Source organism: Flavobacterium sp. FlaQc-47, from assembly GCF_044006475.1.
In the GTDB taxonomy this organism is placed as follows: domain Bacteria; phylum Bacteroidota; class Bacteroidia; order Flavobacteriales; family Flavobacteriaceae; genus Flavobacterium.
This window is the reverse complement of record NZ_JBIPCQ010000003.1, coordinates 59510-79633: the sequence shown is the minus strand read 5'-3', so window position 1 is coordinate 79633 and position 20124 is coordinate 59510. Positions and strand designations below refer to the sequence as shown.

Sequence of the window (20124 nt, the reverse complement as noted above, 5' to 3'; positions counted from 1 at the left end):
ATTTGAAAAAAATATGCATTTTATTGCTTTTAGCCGTCACTTTTGCTTCTTGTAAATCAACTTCAAGCGCAACCGTTGTAAGCAAAAAGGAACCCAAGAAGGAATCTAAGAAAGAAAACAGATCTTTGGTCAGGAATCTGATTGAAAAAGCTACAGCTAATATTGGCGCACCCTATAAAGCCGGCGGAACAACAAAAAATGGTTTTGATTGTTCCGGATTGGTATTTACTACATTTGCATCAGAAAATATCAAACTGCCAAGACCTTCCTATGAACAAGCAAAAGTGGGTAAAATAATTCAATTTAACGATGCTGAAAAAGGAGATTTAATCTTTTTTAAAACCAACAAAAGCAAACAAATTAATCACGTTGGACTTATTACTGAGGTAAACTCCAATGAAATTAAATTTGTTCATTCTTCTACTTCAAAAGGAGTTATAATATCTTCTACTAAAGAACCGTACTATCAAAGTTCCTTCGTGCAAATCAATAGAATTATTGACTAAACCGAATTAATTAAAATATATCTTTTTTCTTACAAATAATTTAATACTTTTAAACCATGAAAGTATTAGATTTTCCTTTAGTCAAAATTACAATTTGGTTTCTTATTGGTATTTTATTATGTTATTATGGTCAGCCATCACTTGATGTTGCTTCAGTGATATTTATAATTTGTTTATCTGTTTTTATTTTTTCTTACTTTTTAAATAAAAGAAACAAAAAATTCAATTCCTTTTTTGGAATAAGTACATATTTAGTTTCTTTTTTCATTGGCGTTTTAACTTTATTATTTCATACAGATTCTCTTCAAAAATCAAATTATATTCATTGCACAAAAGCATTTCAAACTCCGCAAACCATAACATTTACTTTACGTGAAAAGCTCAAAAGCAATAGTTATAACGATAGATTTACAGCATTAATAAACACTATTGACGGAAAGGTCTATTCAGGAAAGATAATAGTCAACATTCAAAAAGACAGTTCCAAAAATGCTATAATTGGTGACATAATAAAAGTTAAAACTACTCTTCAACGCAATAGTATTAATAAGAATCCTAATCAATTTAATTACAGTAAATATCTCGAAGACAAACAGATTTTCGCACAGGTTTACAGCAGCAAAGCCGAAATTAATATTAATAAAAAAGCAAAAAAAGACATTTGGTATTATTCGGGACGACTACATTCAAGAATAGTGCGCAATCTTGAAAAATCAAATTTTAATAAAGAAGAAATGAATGTTGCATTGGCACTTATTTTAGGGCAACAGCAAGACATTTCAACCGAAATTATTCAGGATTATCAATATTCAGGAGCTACGCATATCCTGTCTGTATCAGGATTGCATGTTGGCTTTATTATGATATTTATAAATTTTATTCTAAAACCTATTCCCAATACCAGAAAGGGATCTTTGATAAAATTAATCTCCATCCTGATTTCATTAACGTTTTTCGCCGTAATTTCAGGTTTATCACCATCTGTTTTGCGATCTGTAGTAATGTTTTCTTTTTTAGCAATTGGAAATCATTTACGCAGAAGCGGCAGTATTTATCATACCCTATTAGTTTCCATTCTTTTAATATTACTTTTTGAACCTTATTTTCTATTTGACGTTGGTTTTCAGTTAAGTTATCTCGCTTTATTCTTCATTGTTTGGTTGCAACCTTTATTAAAAACAATGTGGACTCCACGATATAGAATCCTAATCACCATCTGGAATGCATTAACGGTTTCATTTGCAGCACAAATAGGTACGCTCCCATTGTGTCTGTATTATTTTCATCAGTTTCCCGGATTATTCTTTGTTACAAACATTGTAATTATTCCGTTATTGTCTTTTATAATGATTGCCGGAATTATAGTAATGATATTGGCCGTTTTTATTTCTCCTCCTATTTTAATAATTGAAATTTTCGAAAAAAGTATTTATCTATTAAACAAAACAATTCATATTGTAGCTTCGTTTGAATGGTTTGTTATACGTGATATCAGTTTTAACTCTTACTATCTGGTCACTTTCTATTTGTTTATTATTTCAGTAATTATTTGGAATAAAAAACGGGATTATAATAAATTAGTATTTTTTCTGATCTCTGTGATCCTGTTACAAATTTCATTTATATACACAAAAAAAGAAGTAGAAAACAAACACGAATTAATCGTTTATAATACAAAAAGAAACACTTTAATTTCTGAAAGAAAAGGAAAGGAAATCACACTTTTTACAACTGATACGGTTTCAAAGAATACTACTTTAAATTCTTACCTGGTTGGAAATTTCAGCAAACTAAAATCAACTCAAAAAATTAAAAACGTTTTATTTTTTAACGGAAAAAAAATAGAAATAATTGACAGCACCGGAATTTACAAAAACAAAGTTCAACCCGATATCCTGATTCTTACTCAATCTCCTAAAGTAAACCTTGATCGCATTTTAGAAGATTTACACCCTCAAATAATAATTGCGGATGCTTCAAATTCATATGCGGTTTTGAAAATCTGGAAAATATCCTGCCTTAAAAAAAACATCCCTTTTCACGCAACAAGTGAAAAAGGATATTACAAATTAAACTAGGGAAATTAATTTTCTTACTCTCCGCGCAATATTATTTTTGCTTCAGAGATCCATTTTTTTGCTCCTCCCATTTTATATTCTAATAGGCCAAGTTTATTTATGGTAGGCTTATTTCGCCTGATAGAAGCTGTGGCCAGACAAACTTGTGGTAATTCATCAATCCCTAAAGCTTCTTTTAATTTGACATTCTGCTCTTTCTCTTCACTTGATATTGAAGGATCAGACAAATCAAGTTTTAATAAAATGATATTTTCGCTTGACCAATCCATAAAATCAGGTGTTGCAAAAATTTCATTCTGGATTTTCTGTGAAGTCCCGGAAGCAGTAAAAAAAATCAATAAAGGTTTTCGTTCATCATCGCACATCTTAATGGCATCATTCATATTCGTCTTCCAAACTAAATTTTGCGCCTGCAGAAAAAATGAACCTAAAAAAAACAGTAAAATAAGTAGTTTTGGTGTCATGTTAGTTTTTGGTTTTAGATTGTATTTATTCAACCAATTTAACACAAATACATCATTAAACAATCAAAATAAAACAATTAAATAATTAATACATAACACAAATGATATTAAAACAATAAATATGCAATATTTTTAACAAAATAAAGAAAAAACGCTCTTTAAATAGTAAAGTACTGATTAACAACTAATATCACCCATAAAAAAAAATCCCTTATCGCTATAAGAGATAAGGGATTAATTTGTCATTTAATTAACTATTTATGGATTTAAAATTAAATTTGCATCAGCAATCCAAACTTTGGCTCCGCCTTGTTTAAAAGGAACTATGCCTAAGTTATTAAAAGTCGTTTTGCCTTTTTTAACAGAAGCTAATAAAAGGCATACCTGAGGTAATTCATCAATACCCAAAGCATTTTTCAGCTTTACATTTTGGTCTTTTGCAGTTTCAGACATGTTAGCATCAGCTAAATCAAGTTTAACTAAAATAACGTTATCACGTGACCAAACGGCAAAATCCGGCGTTGCAAAAACTTCATTCGGAATCTTTTGTGAAATACCGGTTGCAGTAAAAAAAATTAATAATGGTCTTTTTTGAGCATCACTTGCAATTATAGCGTCATTCATATCGGTCTTCCAAACTAAATTTTGTGAATGTAGAAAAAATGAACCTAAAAAGAAAAATAGGATAAGTAATTTTCGGGTCATATTAAATTGGTTTTAAGTAGGTTTACGCGACTAAATTAGCATAATATCCTTATGAAACAAATCATATTGAAACAAAAATTACTAAAAAAACAATAAAAACGATAATTCATTAATAAAGCCTTAGTTTTTTAATAAAATCATAAAAATATATCTCCTAAAATAACAAAAACTACTATTCAACATGACAAATAGTACTACAAAAATATCCCTTTTCACACAAAGGCAAAAAGGGATCTACAAATTAAACTAAGAAACTTAATTTAAATTTAATTATTCACTGGGATGCAAAATCAAATTAGATTCTGCAATCCACGCTTTTGCTCCTCCGGGCTTATAGGCGATTTTTCCTAAAGCACTAAATGTTGTTTTATTTTTTCGGACTGAAGCACTTGCAAAACACACTTCCGGCAAATCTTCAACTCCAAATGCGTTTTTCAGTTTAATATTCTGCTCCTTATCACTTTGATCAGCAGAAGAATCAGATAAATCAAGTTTTACAAGAACTACGTTGTCACGCGACCAAACGGCAAAATCCGGTGTTTTAAAAATCTCATTTTGAAGATTGTCCGGTACACCTGAGGCAGTGAATAAAATCAACATTGGTTTTCTTTGTTCATTACTTATTGCAATAGCATCTGTCATGTTTGTTCTCCAAACTAAACTTTGCGAATGCAGGAAATATGAACCTAAAAAAAATAGTAGGATAAGTAATTTTTTAGTCATAATATAATTGGTTATGGTTAGTATAGCACGACTAAATTAACATAATATTTTAATTTTCCAATTTTTATTAATACAAAAAATACATTATGTGTTTTTTTAAACATAATAAAATAAGAAACCCATAAAAATACACAAACAATCCAAGAACTTTTCTTACTAAACAAAAAAAACTCCTTACGCAACCGTAAGGAGTTTTTAAAAATATTGCAAATTTATTTTTTTTAAGATTTTTTAGGATGAACAATTCCCTCTGCAACTGTTAACCAAGCAGATGGTCCACCTGCAACATAACCCGTTTGTCCAAGTCCTTTAAAATTTACTTTTCCGTCTATAGATTCAGCGCTGGTAAAATAAACAGTTGGAAATCCCTGAATCCCGAATGCTTGCTGCAATTCATTATTCTGATTTTTTATTTCAGGAGTCTGAGGCGTTCTTCTAGGATAATCCAATTCGACTAAAACAACATTATCAGTAGCCCATTTTTTAAATTCCGGTGTTTTCAAAACTTCATTCTGTAAACGAATACACCATCCGCACCAATCACTTCCGGTAAAAAACATCAACATTGGTTTTTGTTCTTTATTACTAACCGTAATGGCTTCTCTTACGTCAGTGTACCATTTTAATTCCTGCGCTTGTGTTACAAAGGCTCCAATTAAAAACAATGTTATTAAAAATATTTTTTTCATTTTATTTTATTTTCGACAAATTTAAACAAAAAAAGAATTGGTAAATGTCATCTATTTTACTTCTTGCATTAATTTTCTAATAATTGGCGAAATTGCTATTAAAACAACTCCGGCAACAATAGAATAAATAGCTAATTGATAATATCCTTCAGTATAAGATTGCAGCTTCGAAACCAAATCAGTACCCGTGTTTGATCGTGATATTTCGGCACCTAACTTTCCTGCAAACAATTGTCCGAAGGCGCTGGCAAGAAACCATAATCCCATCATCATACCAAATAATCTTTTTGGAGATAATTTAGTGATGATTGACATCCCTATTGGCCCTAAACAAAGCTCTCCAATTGTCGTTATCAAATAAGCAAAAGTAAATACGTTTAATGACGCAATACCTTTAGAATTTGCAAAGAATTTAGTCAAATAAAAGATATAAAATGACGCTCCTAAAAACAAAAATCCAATTCCGAATTTTATTAATGTATTAGGTTCTATTCTTCTTTTACCCATCCAAATCCACAACAAACCAATCAGCGGACTTAAAACAACTACAAAAAAAGTATTGGAACTATTATTTACAATGTTTGGATCAATGGAGAAAAACAATAATTTGTCATTCAGATTGTCTTTTGCAAAAAGTGATAACGATCCTCCACTCTGCTCATAAATTGCGTTGAATAAAAGATAAAAGAATACAAACAAAAATGCTGCAAAAAGCTTCTTCTGTAATTTTACATCTCCCAACTTGATCAATTCATAAGCAAAATAAGCAACGGCAACTATTCCAATGGTGTACATGAAATAATCTGTGTAATCTGTATTTTTTACCATTATAAAAATAAATGGCAAGCTTAATATTGATAAAGCATATACTGCAATTTCACGAATTCTGCGCTTACCAGGTTCCAGATTCAATAAAGGAGAATCACCAATTGGACCTAAATACTTTTTAGTAAATAAAAAAGTAACCAGACCTAAAAACATTACTACCGCAGCGGATAAAAAGCACAATTGCCATGAATAATATTTTCCCAAATAAATACACAAGGCACCTCCTAAAAGACCACCAACATTTATACCGGCATAAAACATTCCGTAACCTGCATCTCTTCTCCCGTCATCTTCATGATACAACTCTCCAACCATTGAAGAAACATTCGGCTTAAAAAAACCTGTCCCAATAATTGAGAACGCAATACCATAATAAAACATAGTCTGGGGAGAAAAAGCAATCAATAAATTCCCCAGAATCATAACGATTCCACCAAAAAATAATGACTTTTTAAATCCTAAAACCTTATCTGCAAAAATACCTCCAATAAAGGTGAATGCATATACAAAAGCCTGAATAGCTCCGTATTGCAAATTGGCATGTTCATCTTTTAAAAAAAGCTGATCTACCATGAAAAATGTAAGCACTCCACGCATTCCGTAAAAACAAAAACGTTCCCACATTTCAACAAAAAACAAATACCACAGTTGTTTTGGATAATTGCCTTTAAAATTTTGAATTTCTTCTAAAGTAATTTTGTGTTCCATTTTATCTAACACCATGCATCATTTTTTTCAAGAATGGAGTCAAAGCAAACAATACTATTGCAGCAATACCTGTAAGAACTACAAATACCATGAAAAACTCATATAGGTTATGGATTTCAAATCCTGCAAAAAAGTGATTATGAGCGCTAATCTGATGTTTTTCTAAAAGTGATAATTGCTCCGCAGTTGGTATAACTTTATTATCTAAAACGGCCTGAAGATCGATCCCTAATTCTTTTGCTTTTGCAAATTTATCTCCTGTCGCAGGTAAAATAGAACCTAAAGTTCCACCTAAAGCATAACCAGATGCATTAGACAAAAAGAATACTCCGTATAATAAAGATGCAAAACGTTTTGGAGATAATTTCCCTACCAATGATAAACCAATTGGCGACAAACATAACTCAGCACATGTATTTAAGAAATACAATAAAATAAGCCATTTAACCAATAACAAACCTGAAGTTCCAATGTAAGAAACCTGAGTCGCAATCATAAAGAAACTGATAGAAATCACAACTAAACCAACCGCTAATTTTACAGGTGAAATAGGCTCTCTATCCTTCGCTCTTAATGTATCCCAAAGTATACTGAAAGGCACCGCTAATAAAACCACAAATAGTCCGTTAAAAATCTGAACCATTGACGGCGGCATTAACCAACCAAAGAAATTTCTATCTGTTTGATTGTCCGCAATAAAAGTTAATGATGAACCTGCTTGTTCAAAAGCTGCCCAAAAGAAAATAATAAAGAACGAAACGATATAAATTACAATAATTCGATCTCTTTCAATTTTAGTCAAAGAAGTATCTGAAATAATTAATCCAGCCAAAGAAATACCACTAGAATAAATTAGTGTGTAAATTAAATTCTGACCTACACCATAATGAAAAATGAATCCTAAAGCAACAAATGCAATTCCTGCAATAACTAAAGATTTACTAGAAAAATTAGCTTTTTGAGCTTCTCCTTCTTCAAAATCAGAAGCTTCATTTTTAGATGGCAAACCTCCTAATGGTCTTCCTTCGGGAGTAACCACATATTTATTTTTCAAAAAGTAAAAAAGAATTGTTCCTAAAAGCATCGCAACAGAAGCCGCCATGAATCCCCATCTAAAAGCGTGGATATCCCTAATTCCGCCAGCATCTTTTACATCACCTAATAAAGGACAAATAGACTGACCTAAGAAAGCCCCGATATTAATTCCCATGTAGAAAATAGTAAAAGCACTATCTAATTTTGTTTTTTCCTGTTTAGGATATAAACTCCCAACCATACTTGAAATGTTTGGTTTGAAAAATCCGTTACCAAAAACAATAACTCCTAACGCAGAATACATGATAATTTTTGCCAAATCTAAGTTTGATTCAAAAATACTACCACTGGTAAACAACAACATTTGCCCAATAGCCATCAATAATCCACCTAACAAAATACAGTTTCTGTTCCCTAAAAAACGATCGGCAACAAAACCTCCCAACATTGGCGTTAAATAACAAAGTCCAAGGAAACCTCCATATATTAAAGAAGCTTCTTCTTCCTTCATCAATAATGAATTCACAAGAAATAAAGTTAATAAAGCTCGCATTCCATAAAAATTGAATCGCTCCCACATCTCCGTCCCAAACAATACCCAAAGTCCTTTTGGATGCGCAGTTTTTACTTGAGTTTCTCCCATATTCTTCATTATTTATTTAAGGTTTAAAGTTTTATATTATAAATTTTCTTTGATAAAGTTAGTCATTTTATTATAAAGCTGAATTCTCGTTGCACCACCAAAAATACCATGATTTTTATCCGGATATATCTGAGAATCAAATTGTTTATTCGCCTGAATTAACGCTTCCATCATTTGCATTGAGTTTTGCACATGCACGTTGTCATCACCTGATCCGTGGATCAGTAAAAACTTTCCTTTTAATTTTTCAACGTGATTTATTGGCGAATTTTGGTCGTAACCGCTTGCATTTTCCTGAGGTGTCTGCATGTATCTTTCAGTATAAACGCTGTCATAAAAACGCCAGTTGGTTACCGGAGCAACTGCAATTGCCATTTTGAAAACATCGTTTCCTTGAAAAATACAGTTTGAAGCCATAAATCCACCATAACTCCAACCAAAGATTCCAATTCTTGAAGCATCAACATATGGATAAGCACCAAGTACTTTTGCAGCATCAATCTGATCTTCTACTTCGTATTTACCTAATTCTTTCTGAGTTACTTTTTTGAAATCTGCACCTTTAAAACCAGTCCCTCGACCATCAACACAAGCTACAATATAACCTTGTTGTGTAAGAGATAAAAACCAATAATCATCAGAGTTGTTCCAATCGTTATTTACCTGTTGAGATCCCGGACCCGAATATTGGTACATGAAAACAGGATATTTTTTTGAAGGATCAAAATCTTTTGGTTTTAGTATCCATGCATTCAATTCGTTTCCTTTTGCTGTTTTTAAAACAAAAAATTCTTTTGCCGGCAAATTATATGACGCTAGTTTAGCCGAAAGATCTTTATTATTTTCGATAACCTGAATTTCTTTTCCTGTTTTTGACTCATTCAAAGTATAAGTCACAGGCTGTGAGTTACTTGAAAAAGTATTAATAAAGAATTGGAAGTTCGGACTAAAAGTAGCCGAGCTGGTTCCCACTTTTGAAGTTAAACGTACTTTGTTTTTTCCGTCTAAACCAATTCTGTAAATATCTCTGTTGATAGACCCATTTTCTGTAGACTGATAGAAAATAGTTTTGTTTTTTTCGTCGAAACCATAGTAAGATACGACTTCCCAGTTTCCTTTTGTAACCTGATTTTTAAGCTTTCCTGTTTTATCATAAACATAAATATGATTAAAACCGTCTTTTTCGCTTGTCCAGATAAAACTATTGTCTTTTAAAAAGGTTAAATTATCTGTGATATCTACGTAAGCTTTATCTTTTTCATTCAAAACCACTTTTGCCACGGCTGTAGCTCCGTCAACAAATAATAAATCAAGATTATCCTGATGGCGGTTTAAAACCTGAGCTGATAATACATTATTATCATTTGTCCATTGTAATCTCGGAATATAAAAGTCGTTGTAATTTCCTAAATCAACTTTTTTAGTACTATTTCCTGCGGCATCATATATATGTAATGAAACTACCGAATTTTTTTCTCCTGCTTTAGGATATTTAAACGTTTCAATTGTTGGATATAGATCTTTATGAAACATCGACATTGAAAATTCCGGAACAGCGCTTTCGTCAAAACGAATATAGGCTAATTTTTTACTGTCTTTACTCCAGTCAAAAGCCCGCACAAAAGCAAATTCTTCTTCATTAACCCAATCCGTAATACCATTGATGATGGCGTTTTTCTTTCCGTCAGTTGTAACAGCTGTCGATTTTTTTGACGCCACATCATAAACATATAAGTTGTTTTCTTTAGCGTAAGCAATTTTAGTTCCATCAGGTGAAAAAGTAGGTTCCTGAACCTGAAAATCAAAAAGCTTAGTCAATGATTTTGTTGTTATATCATACAGGAAATAATCTGCAGTAAAAGAGTGACGAAAGATTTTATTTGTATTACACGCAATCAGAATCTTTTTTTCTGAAGCATCAAACGTATAACTGTCAATTCCTTCAGCAAGTTCCCTATGATTTTTAGTATCAATTAAATTAGAAACCTTTTTTAAAGTTGCAAAATCATATAAATCAATCTGCATACTTCTACTCGCCTGATCAACGTTTAAAACAGTATATTGATCTGTATTTTTTAATGATTGCAACTCATCCATTCCTTTTGCACGAAATGCTCCATTATAAATATCTTCGACAGTAATTTTTTGTTGACCAAAGACAGCAGCAACTAAAAATAAAAATATTACAGTAATTTTACTCGTATTCATTGAGAATTATTTTAAATATAAAAAAGACCCCAATTTTAGTAAAAAAAATGAACATAATACGCATTTCAACTGTTAAATGTTAAAAAAAATAACGATTGCGTGCTTTTCAAATTTCAAATACATTATAAACAAAACTCTTAAAATGGTATCTTTGCCGCAACTTTATTATTTAAAATACTGAGAATGAACAACGCCGTTGCCGGATTTTCGAAATTATCCAAAAAAGAAAAAATAAACTGGATCGCCAATACCTATTTTTCAAACCCTGAAGAAGCGCTTACGATTATAAGAAATTACTGGAATTCAGACGAAAAGCTACAACAATTGCATGATGAATTCATCGAAAACACTATTACAAACCTTTATATTCCACTAGGAGTTGCTCCTAATTTTTTAATTAACGGAAAGTACAAAACAATTCCAATGGCAATTGAGGAAAGTTCAGTAGTTGCTGCCGCATCAAAAGCAGCAAAATACTGGTCAACAAGAGGCGGTTTTAAAGCAACCGTAATCGACACTCAAAAAATTGGACAAGTGCATTTTACCTATAATGGAGATGCCGAAAAACTACAATCTTTCTTTGACCAAATAAAACCTAATTTTTTCTCTGACACACAAAGCATTACTAAAAACATGCAGCAAAGAGGTGGCGGAATTTTAGATATTAAACTAAAAGACAAAAGAAGTTTACTTGAGAATTATTTTCAGCTTCATGCTACTTTCGAAACAAAAGACAGCATGGGAGCCAACTTTATTAACTCCTGTTTAGAGCAATTTGCAACAACTTTAAAAGATGAATTTCAAAATTCTGATTTATTTTCAGATGACGAAACGCTAAAAGTTGTGATGAGTATTTTATCTAATTATGTTCCTAATTGCATCGTTAGAGCCGAAGTTTCCTGTCCAATCGAAGATCTAACCGAAAAACATATTACAAATCCTCAGGAATTTGCCGAGCGTTTTGTACAAGCAGTTCAAATTGCCGAAGTCGAACCTTTTAGGGCCGTAACACACAACAAAGGAATTATGAACGGAGTTGACGCTGTGATTCTCGCAACCGGAAATGATTTTAGAGCTGTCGAAGCCGGAGTTCATGCTTACGCTTCAAAAAATGGTCAATATGCGAGTTTATCTCATGCAAAAATCGAAGACGGAATTTTCACTTTCTGGCTTGAAATTCCATTAGCTTTAGGAACCGTTGGCGGATTAACTTCTCTACATCCTTTAGTGAAATTATGTTTTGAAATACTTGAAAAACCATCCGCAAAAGAATTAATGGAAATTGTTGCTGTTGCAGGTTTGGCGCAAAACTTTGCCGCTTTACGTTCTTTAACTACAACCGGAATTCAGGAAGGTCACATGAAAATGCATTTAAACAACATCATCAACCAATTTGAAGCCACCGAAGAAGAACGCCGTTTAATTAAATCTCATTTTAAGAAAAATGCCGTTTCACACAGTGCGGTTGTTGAGTTTATTGAAAATTTGAGAAAGTAGTCTAAGCAAACCCAATCAAAGTTGAAGGATAAGGAGCTATTCCCGCTATCCGTTGCAATCTTTTACTTTTTAAAGAAAAAAGCAAAAGGATTTCCACTTCTATCGGGGCTAAAAAACAAAGAATGAAAACAACCTTTTACAGTAACGGAAAACTCTTAATTACAGGAGAATATTTAGTTTTAGATGGTGCAAAAGCATTTGCGTTACCCACAAAATTTGGACAAAATTTAATTGTAGAAAATGGTTCAAACCAGGAAATACAATGGAAAAGTTATGACTTTGATGGACATCTTTGGTACGAAGACACAATTTCATTTTCTGAAATTATAAATAATACTGATTCAAAAAACGAAACGGTAAAAACAACTTTAATTCAGATTTTACATGAAGCTTATCTTTTAAATCCTCATTTCATTAATAATGCCGAAGGGTATATAATAAGCACACAACTTACGTTTCCAAAAAACTGGGGATTAGGCACCTCTTCTACATTGCTGAACAATATTGCTCAATGGACCAATATTGACGCTTTTACGCTATTAAAAAACAGTTTTGGAGGCAGCGGTTACGATATTGCCTGCGCACAAAATAATACACCAATTGTATATCGATTAGAACAGAATTTACCAATAGTTGAAACTGTAGAATTTCATCCTGATTTTACACAAAACATCTATTTTGTCTATTTAAATAAAAAACAAAACAGTAAAGCTGCCATAAACGCCTATTACAATAACAGAAATGGGAATCTGGAGAAAACTATTTTAGACAATAATAAAATCACAGATACTCTTTTAAATGCACAAACTGCAAATGAATTTGCATTAGCTGCAGAAAAACACGAAACACATTTGAGTACAATACTGGAAATGCCAACTATTAAAGAAGCTTCTTTTGCTGATTTTAATGGCACAATTAAAAGTCTTGGTGCCTGGGGCGGAGATTTTGTAATGGTAATTTCAGAAGAAGACCCAACAGTATATTTTTCTGAAAAAGGTTATAAAATAATCCTTTCTTATGATGAAATGATTTTACAGGAATAAATTATTTATTTCAAACCTTCTTAAAACAAAAAAAGTAAACTTTCCAGTTTACTTTTTTTGTTTCTTATTATGATGATTTTTCAAGACGTCGAACTTTTTGAGTTTCCAGCTCATTAGATTCTATAAGAGTATTGTGCAAACGCTCCGCCATTTTTTCAATACTATTTGTAATAGAATCATATACCACTTCCATTCTGCGGTGTTTCTCCTCTTTTACAGCTTTCAAAACATCTTCAACAAAAAGTTTGTCGTATTTTTCAGCTACAGAATCGCGAGTATTTGTTAACCTGATCACATAATCGTTACTCATAATGGTAACCTTAAAATGCTGTTCTTCGTTACTTAAATAATATTTACCGCCCAATTCATCACTATTGATGTCAGTAGTGCCGAGTTTTAAAAGCTCCGTAATTATTCCAAAAATATGATTTTCAATTTTAGAATATACTCTCGGTCTTTTCTTTAATAAATTAAACATAAACATTTAATTCCCCGTAATTAAAGTATTCAGTCATAGCTCTTTTGGTCATTTTATTTAAATGTTAAAATAAAAATTTTAACAAATTAACTGCAATATTTTGAATATCACAAATTTTTTATTTGTATTTCGATTATTCCTATATAATTGAAGAAAATGCGTAGATTATTATTACAAAAACAATAAAAATTTTAGTAAAAAAGAAAAACCCGAAACATCTGTAAGGACGTTCCGGGTTTTTATATTTAGATTTTCTCTACTAAAAACTAGTAGTTAAATTGCAATCTGTTATCTTCAATTTTAGCATTGTTTTTCAACGCTGGTAAAATTCTGCTTGCATCAGATGCACTTTGAGCTTTTACTTTAGCAACATACTCAGCGTGATTCGTTAAAGCAGGTGCTTTTACAGTACTAATGTTTTTTACAACATAAACTCCTGTGTTTCCTTCAATTGGAGCAGAAATTTTGTTTGCAGCTAATGCAAATGCATTTCCAACAACTTTAGGCTCTTGTCCAACTCCACCAGGTAAAACCGGATTGTCTAAAGTTACGTTAGCAGCTTGTTGAACTGCAACACCAGCGCTTTTAGCAACAGCTTCGATTGTTGAACCTGTTAATTTAGCTTTTAGCATTTCAGCTTTTTTCTTGTTTTTCAAGATAGACTCTACATAAGGTCTTGCTAATGTTACAGATACTAAACCTGATTTGTTTTCGCTTTTGTACTGAGCAATTACGTGACCAATATTAGCAATTTCAAAACGCTTAACATCTCCTACATTCGTTTCTTTATCATATGCCCATCTAATAATGTTACGTTGATTTCCTAAAGGACCAAACGCTTCATCCATAGCTTTTGCTGTTACAGGAGGAGATACTTTTAAACCTAACGCTTTTGCAGTAGCATTAAAATCTTTATCAGCAGCATCCATTTCAAATTTAGTTGCCAATGTAAATACTTTATCAGAAGTAGCTTCAGAAGGCTCAATTTTTTGAGCGATTGTAGCTAAACGAATTCCGTCTTGTTTATCCGTAATTTTGATAATGTGAAATCCAAAAGGAGTTTCAACTAAACCAACTTTTCCAATTCCGTTATTGAATACGAAATCGTTGAATGGTTTTACCATTTGGTTTGGACTAAAATATCCTAAATCACCACCTTGTTGTGCAGATGGATCATCAGAACTTGTAAATGCCAACATCATGAAACTATCCGGATTTGCCTGAACCTGAGCAAGAATTTCTTCTGCTTTAGCTTTAGCTTGTTCTTTTGTTCTTTTTTCTTTTTGGTTTGGAGTCTGAGATCCTGTGTAACCTATTAAGATATGACTTGCTTTTGCGTTAACACCAGCTTTAAATCCTAAAGATTTAGAAATAGCATAATATCTTCCAAAAACGTATGGTCCGTAAATTGATCCTGCCGGCAAACTGAATAATTTATCAGCATCTACTGCTGGTAAAGAATTTTTAGCCACATAAGTTGAATCGTAAGGAACATCAGAATTTGAGTTTACAAATTCAGCAATGTTAGTCGCATTTCTAAATCCTGGCAAAGTATCATTTTTACCGGTTTTTGCATTGTACTCCACTCTTCCGTTAAGTAAACCTGTGATTTTAGCTTTGATTTCAGCTTCGTCTTCTTTTGACGCTTTATCTTCAACTAAAACATATTGAATTTCACGAGTTGCATCCGCTTTGAATTTTTTCTCGTTTTTCTTCATATAATCAACGATGTCAGAATCTGAAATTTTAACTTCACTATCTTTAATAGAAGAATATGGTGCAGCAACATAAGCAAAGTTTACTTTGTTAGCTTCCATTTCATATTTCAGTTTTCCTTCACTAGCTGTAGTGTAAAGACCTGATTTTACTAATGTATTGTAGATTTGAAATTTTGCATTCAATTCAGCATCTTTTTCTTTTTCAGAAAGATATTGGGCTGCTTCAGGATTAGTCTTGAAGTATTGTTTAAATTTTACAACGTCAAAACCGCCTGCTGCGTTTAAGAACATTGGGTTTTTACCAATATTTGGATCTGATTTTAAAACTTCAAGTAAGTGTTTTTCACCCACTCTTAATCCTAATTTATCAAATTGAGCTGATAATAATGCGATTGAAACCTCTTGGTCCCAAACTCTGTTTGCAGCTTCAGTGGAAGTAATTCCTTGTCCACTTTTTTCAACATTACTCACTTTAACTCTAAAGTCTTCAAATGAAATATCTTTTCCATCGATGCTTCCCACATCTTTTGAACTTTGACCGAAACTTCCTCTAGTGAAAAGATCTTGTATTATAAATGCAAATAATGCAAGTGCAATAACTCCTATCAATAAAGCGGAACGCTGTCTAATTTTTGCTAAAACTGCCATTTTTATTATCGTTAATTTTATATTCAGTTTGCGAAAATACAATTATCTAGTTAATAACAATACAACTAGCGTTTTATTTTACACAATTTTTTTTATTAATTTAAAAAATCACTCTTTTATTGTCAATTTAACCAATTCAATTTTCTTATTTGTTGCCTCTTCAATTACAAAATAATAGCTGTCAATCACTATTTCCTCGCCTTTTTGAGGGATTTCCTTGGTAGAATTCACAATAAAACCTCCCAATGTTCCGTAAGAATCTTCTTCAGGAATATTCAATTTATATGTTTCGTTAAGATATTCAACATCTAAGCGTGTCGAAAACAAATATTTACCCTCGCCTAACTCTTTTTCAATCAGCTCTTCTTCTTCTGAATCGTGTTCGTCTTCAATTTCGCCAAAAAGTTCTTCGACTATATCTTCAATTGTAATTATCCCGGAAGTTCCTCCGTATTCATCTAAAACAACGGCTACGTTTTTGCGTTTTTTGATTAATAAATTCAACGCATCTTTAATCAGAATGGTTTGTGGCACAAACTCAACGGTCATTAAAACTGACTTTATTGTTTTCGGCTTTTTAAACAAATCAAATGAATGCACATAACCCACAATATCGTCCACCGAATTCTGGCTCACTACTATTTTAGAGTATCCTGTTTCTACAAATAATTGTTTTAAGTCGGCAATACTGTCAAATAAATCGATATCAACAATTTCAGTTCGCGGCGTCATAATATCACGCGCTTTTACACCTGAAAATTCTAATGCATTCTGAAAAATCTGAATTTCCGAATCTACTTCTTCATCATCTTCGACAGAATTCATTTGCTCTGTAATATAATTACCGAGTTCGATTTTACTGAAATACAATTGCACCTGATCGCCTTCTGTTTTGAAAAATTTTCTCAAAACAAAATCCGAAATCCAAATAAAAAAAGTCGAGATATAGTAAAACAATCTGTAAAACAGATAGGCCGGAATTGCAAAAATCTTAATTAATGAATTGGCATAAATCTGAAAAAATACTTTCGGAAAAAATTCTGCGGTTATTAAAACGATAAAAGTCGAGAGAATCGTCTGAACCACTAAACTTGTTAAATTAGAGAAATGAAATCCTAATTTGATAATGCATTCCAGAATCAAATCTCCCATATAAAAACCATACACTACCAATGCGACATTGTTACCAATAAGCATTGCGGCTATAAATTTTGAGGGATTCTCTGTAAGTTTGGTCAGGATTTGAGATAAAAAATTATCTTGTTTCTTTTCGATTTCAAGATAAATTTTATTCGAGGAAATAAAAGCTATTTCCATTCCTGAAAAAAACGCTGATAGTATTAAACATAGTATTATAATACTAATCTCCATTTTTATTGTTTTTTATAATGGTCATCAAATTTCTTGGCATATTTTCTCCTGAAGAAAAACATAAAAATGCTCACACCTGCAATTATAAAGCTTAACCACGCATTTTCAGTATGTGAAATTAGCTTAGTAACCCCATCATAAATGAAGGCAGCTGCAATTATTAAATAAAGATATTGTGTATATTTTAAAATGCCCATAATTATATTTTTTCGTCTGATTCAATTTCACCGCTTACACGTTGCGAATTAATCACTTTAAAATCTTTACTAAAATCTATTCCCTGCCCGTAAGAAACGCCCTTTGCATCAGTAAGCTTAAACTTTCTTTCGGTATAAAACCATTCGTTTTTCTGATCAAAAAACAATTGCTCCGTTTCGAGCATTTGCCCTGTTTCTGACGTTATTTTAACCTTTCCCTGTAAATCAATTACCTGAGTTGGTTTATACGACACAGCATAATTTGAAACGATAAAAGTACGCTTTTGTTTTTTATCATATAAAGTAACATCTATTCCTTTTGGAAATTCGGTGAAAGGAAAATCCAGATTGGAATAATCCAGCATCTTGCGGCTTTTTAAAACTCCTGTTATACGGCCGGAATCGGTATATTTTATATTAACGGTATCTGCGTCACTTCCCGGAACAAACTCTGAGAAGTTAATTTTTTGAACATCCTTAAAATTACTTTCGCATCCAAAAAACAGTGTCACAGTAATAACTGTGACAACGCTTATAATATATCTCTTTGGTAAATTCATTTGCCAAATGTAGTAAATTGTAATGAGCTTAGAAAAACATAAAAATTTATGCTTAGTTGAATTTACTTTTCACGAACCATCTGTCGTTGAAAGAGAAACTCAAACTAACATTGAAATAATTTTCCTGAACTAAATCAGCAGTCATAGTTCCTCTTTTTCCAAATTCCAAACCTACGTTTACATTTGAAAAAGAACCATTTCCAAGAGGAATTCCTGCTCCTAAATTCATTCCAATATCATTGATTGATTGATTATTAACTATCAAACCAAGTTTTTCGTATTTAAGTCCGGCTCTGTATGTAATTCTGCTTAAATAACTGGTGAAAGATGCATAATTAGGAATAAAATATCCACCTACTGCATATTTTTGATACTTTTCATAACTTACATTGTCTGCAGCATTGTAATAATTTGCAAGTTGTCCGTTCCCCTGAAAAGAAGCTGTTGTACCTACAAGCCATTTTCTTGGCTCACCAATACCAACACCAAATGTTACTTTATTAGGTAACTTTAATTTATCTTCATGAGGATCACCTACAACAGGATCTGCATCACCATCTACTGCAATAACTCTTGTATTATCTGCCGTTAAATTAGTAGCAAAAGCATAACTTAAACTCGTAAATAAAGTTAGTTTTTTATCAATCTTAGTCTGATACATTGTACCAAGGCTAAAACCAACACCAGACAATTCAGACGTATTTGTTTCTGCAGTCGCATTTTGAACTCCCGTAACCAGCTCTACGCTTGTTGTTGTGATTTTACCAAAATTATATTGAGCATCAGCCCCAATAGTCCAGTTTTTTTTAATTTTATATCCTAAACCAAAATACACTTTATTAACTCCGCCTTTTCCCTGAAGTTGTGTACTTGTAGCTCCGTCTGTTCCTGTATTGTCGTTTTGAATTTTATATCCAACTGAAGTCACGGGAATCAAACCAAATGATGCTCCGAATTTTCCCATTGGAATTCCTATCGCTAAATAATCAAAAGTTGATCTTTGTGCTTTAGCAGATCCTTCATTCGTTTTTAATGTTGAAGAGCCAAATGTTCCTCCAATTGTAAAAGTAGTTTGTCCCAAACTGGCATAACTTGCTGGATTTTCAATATTCAAATGGATACTATCCTGCTCTACCGAAACTCCTGCCATAGACCTGTTTTCAAGGGTTCCTTTAAATCTCACATCACCAATCCCGAAGAAAGAATAAGGAGAAGCTGTACCCTGTTGAGCAAATGAAACGAACGAGATAAGCAAACATGCGCTTACTATAATTTTTTTAATCATTGTCGATTTTATATTGAAATGTTTGGTTCAAACTTTCTAAAAGAAAATTTGAATTGGCAAATATGGTATTTTTTAATCGTTTAGCCAAAAAATCTGCATCTCCTCCCGTTAAAATTATTATAAAATTTGAAAAGTTTGCCCGATATTCATCGATAAAACCGTCAATCTCATAGACGAAGCCATTGACTACTCCGGAATGAATCGCCTGCGCTGTGGAGTTTCCTATATATAGTTCCGGTGTTTCAAAGGTCAGCAAAGGCAGTTTAGCCGTATAGTTGTGCAAAGCTTCATAGCGCAATCGCAAACCCGGAGAAATCGCTCCGCCCAAATAATTGTCGTTTTCGTCGATGAAATCGTAGGTTATGCAAGTTCCCGCATCAACAACTAACCTGTTTTGTTTCGGAAATTGTAAAGTGGCTCCGGCAGCCAAAACCATTCTGTCAATTCCTAAAGTTTTTGGGGTTGCATATTTATTTACAAAAGGAAAAACATCTTCATGAGTTAAAAAATGAATATTTAAGTATTTTTCGAAAGACAAAAAAGATTGTTTTTCGATATTCCCTACCGAAGCAACAACCAAATCTGAGCAGTTTTGAAATTTTTTTAAAATATTTTCTATTTTTTCCTGAAGTTCATTTTTCTCAAAAACAAAATTTCCAAGAACAGTATTTCCCTCAAAAACAGCTGCTTTAATTCTGGTATTACCAACATCGACAGTTAAAATCATGTTTCCTTTTTTA

The 20124-nt window shown here is 32.1% G+C and carries 18 protein-coding genes; 4 read left to right on the top strand and 14 right to left on the bottom strand.

Annotation, left to right across the window (positions count from 1 at the left end):
• The first annotated feature begins 2 nt into the window (after positions 1-2).
• Entirely contained in the window at positions 3-506 is a 504-nt protein-coding gene (locus ACHRVX_RS09985; protein WP_395331758.1) for a C40 family peptidase, read from the top strand.
• 56 nt (positions 507-562) lie between these two features.
• Positions 563-2584, top strand: coding sequence for a ComEC/Rec2 family competence protein (locus tag ACHRVX_RS09980; protein WP_395331756.1), 2022 nt, complete (start codon positions 563-565; stop codon positions 2582-2584).
• A 14-nt stretch (positions 2585-2598) separates the two neighbouring features.
• Here the strand turns inward: ACHRVX_RS09980 and ACHRVX_RS09975 are convergent, their stop codons facing one another.
• From ACHRVX_RS09975 to ACHRVX_RS09945, 7 genes are all read right to left on the bottom strand, one after another.
• Positions 2599-3048 (bottom strand): thioredoxin family protein, encoded by a 450-nt coding sequence (locus ACHRVX_RS09975; protein ID WP_395331754.1) that lies wholly within the window; start codon positions 3046-3048, stop codon positions 2599-2601.
• 258 nt (positions 3049-3306) lie between these two features.
• Positions 3307-3753, bottom strand: coding sequence for a thioredoxin family protein (locus tag ACHRVX_RS09970; RefSeq protein ID WP_395331752.1), 447 nt, complete (start codon positions 3751-3753; stop codon positions 3307-3309).
• 270 nt (positions 3754-4023) lie between these two features.
• Positions 4024-4476: a thioredoxin family protein gene (locus ACHRVX_RS09965; RefSeq protein ID WP_395331750.1), complete on the bottom strand. Its 453-nt coding sequence runs from the start codon at positions 4474-4476 to the stop codon at positions 4024-4026.
• Positions 4477-4697: 221 nt separating this feature from the next.
• Complete coding sequence (locus ACHRVX_RS09960; protein WP_213294607.1) at positions 4698-5165, bottom strand: thioredoxin family protein; 468 nt, start codon at positions 5163-5165, stop codon at positions 4698-4700.
• A gap of 51 nt (positions 5166-5216) precedes the next feature.
• A complete protein-coding gene (locus tag ACHRVX_RS09955; protein WP_395332882.1) occupies positions 5217-6701 on the bottom strand; it encodes a peptide MFS transporter in 1485 nt (494 codons plus the stop codon).
• Position 6702: 1 nt separating this feature from the next.
• Complete coding sequence (locus ACHRVX_RS09950) at positions 6703-8379, bottom strand: peptide MFS transporter (protein WP_395331748.1); 1677 nt, start codon at positions 8377-8379, stop codon at positions 6703-6705.
• Positions 8380-8415: 36 nt separating this feature from the next.
• Positions 8416-10587 (bottom strand): S9 family peptidase, encoded by a 2172-nt coding sequence (locus ACHRVX_RS09945; RefSeq protein ID WP_395331746.1) that lies wholly within the window; start codon positions 10585-10587, stop codon positions 8416-8418.
• A 183-nt stretch (positions 10588-10770) separates the two neighbouring features.
• On the opposite strand from ACHRVX_RS09945, the gene ACHRVX_RS09940 reads away from it, so the two are divergent.
• Positions 10771-12084: a hydroxymethylglutaryl-CoA reductase, degradative gene (locus tag ACHRVX_RS09940; RefSeq protein WP_395331744.1), complete on the top strand. Its 1314-nt coding sequence runs from the start codon at positions 10771-10773 to the stop codon at positions 12082-12084.
• A 122-nt stretch (positions 12085-12206) separates the two neighbouring features.
• On the top strand, positions 12207-13127 hold the full coding sequence (locus ACHRVX_RS09935; protein ID WP_395331742.1) for a GYDIA family GHMP kinase: 921 nt from the start codon (positions 12207-12209) through the stop codon (positions 13125-13127).
• Between the two features lie 67 nt (positions 13128-13194).
• On the opposite strand, the gene ACHRVX_RS09930 is transcribed toward ACHRVX_RS09935, so the two are convergent.
• The 7 genes from ACHRVX_RS09930 to ACHRVX_RS09900 form a co-directional block, all read right to left on the bottom strand.
• Positions 13195-13605 (bottom strand): hypothetical protein, encoded by a 411-nt coding sequence (locus ACHRVX_RS09930; protein WP_395331740.1) that lies wholly within the window; start codon positions 13603-13605, stop codon positions 13195-13197.
• Positions 13606-13871: 266 nt separating this feature from the next.
• Positions 13872-15971, bottom strand: a complete 2100-nt coding sequence (locus ACHRVX_RS09925) for a peptidylprolyl isomerase (RefSeq protein WP_395331738.1) — start codon at positions 15969-15971, stop codon at positions 13872-13874.
• A 108-nt stretch (positions 15972-16079) separates the two neighbouring features.
• Complete coding sequence (locus tag ACHRVX_RS09920) at positions 16080-17342, bottom strand: hemolysin family protein (RefSeq protein WP_395331736.1); 1263 nt, start codon at positions 17340-17342, stop codon at positions 16080-16082.
• A 2-nt stretch (positions 17343-17344) separates the two neighbouring features.
• Positions 17345-17539 carry a hypothetical protein gene (locus ACHRVX_RS09915; RefSeq protein ID WP_395331734.1) on the bottom strand — a complete coding sequence of 65 codons (195 nt, stop codon included), beginning with the start codon at positions 17537-17539 and terminating at the stop codon, positions 17345-17347.
• Between the two features lie 2 nt (positions 17540-17541).
• Positions 17542-18099 carry an LPS export ABC transporter periplasmic protein LptC gene (gene lptC, locus ACHRVX_RS09910; RefSeq protein WP_395331732.1) on the bottom strand — a complete coding sequence of 186 codons (558 nt, stop codon included), beginning with the start codon at positions 18097-18099 and terminating at the stop codon, positions 17542-17544.
• Positions 18100-18151: 52 nt separating this feature from the next.
• Positions 18152-19384: a hypothetical protein gene (locus ACHRVX_RS09905; protein WP_395331730.1), complete on the bottom strand. Its 1233-nt coding sequence runs from the start codon at positions 19382-19384 to the stop codon at positions 18152-18154.
• Entirely contained in the window at positions 19377-20111 is a 735-nt protein-coding gene (locus ACHRVX_RS09900; protein ID WP_395331728.1) for a type III pantothenate kinase, read from the bottom strand. The genes ACHRVX_RS09905 and ACHRVX_RS09900 overlap by 8 nt, the downstream gene beginning before the upstream one ends.
• Positions 20112-20124 lie beyond the last annotated feature (13 nt).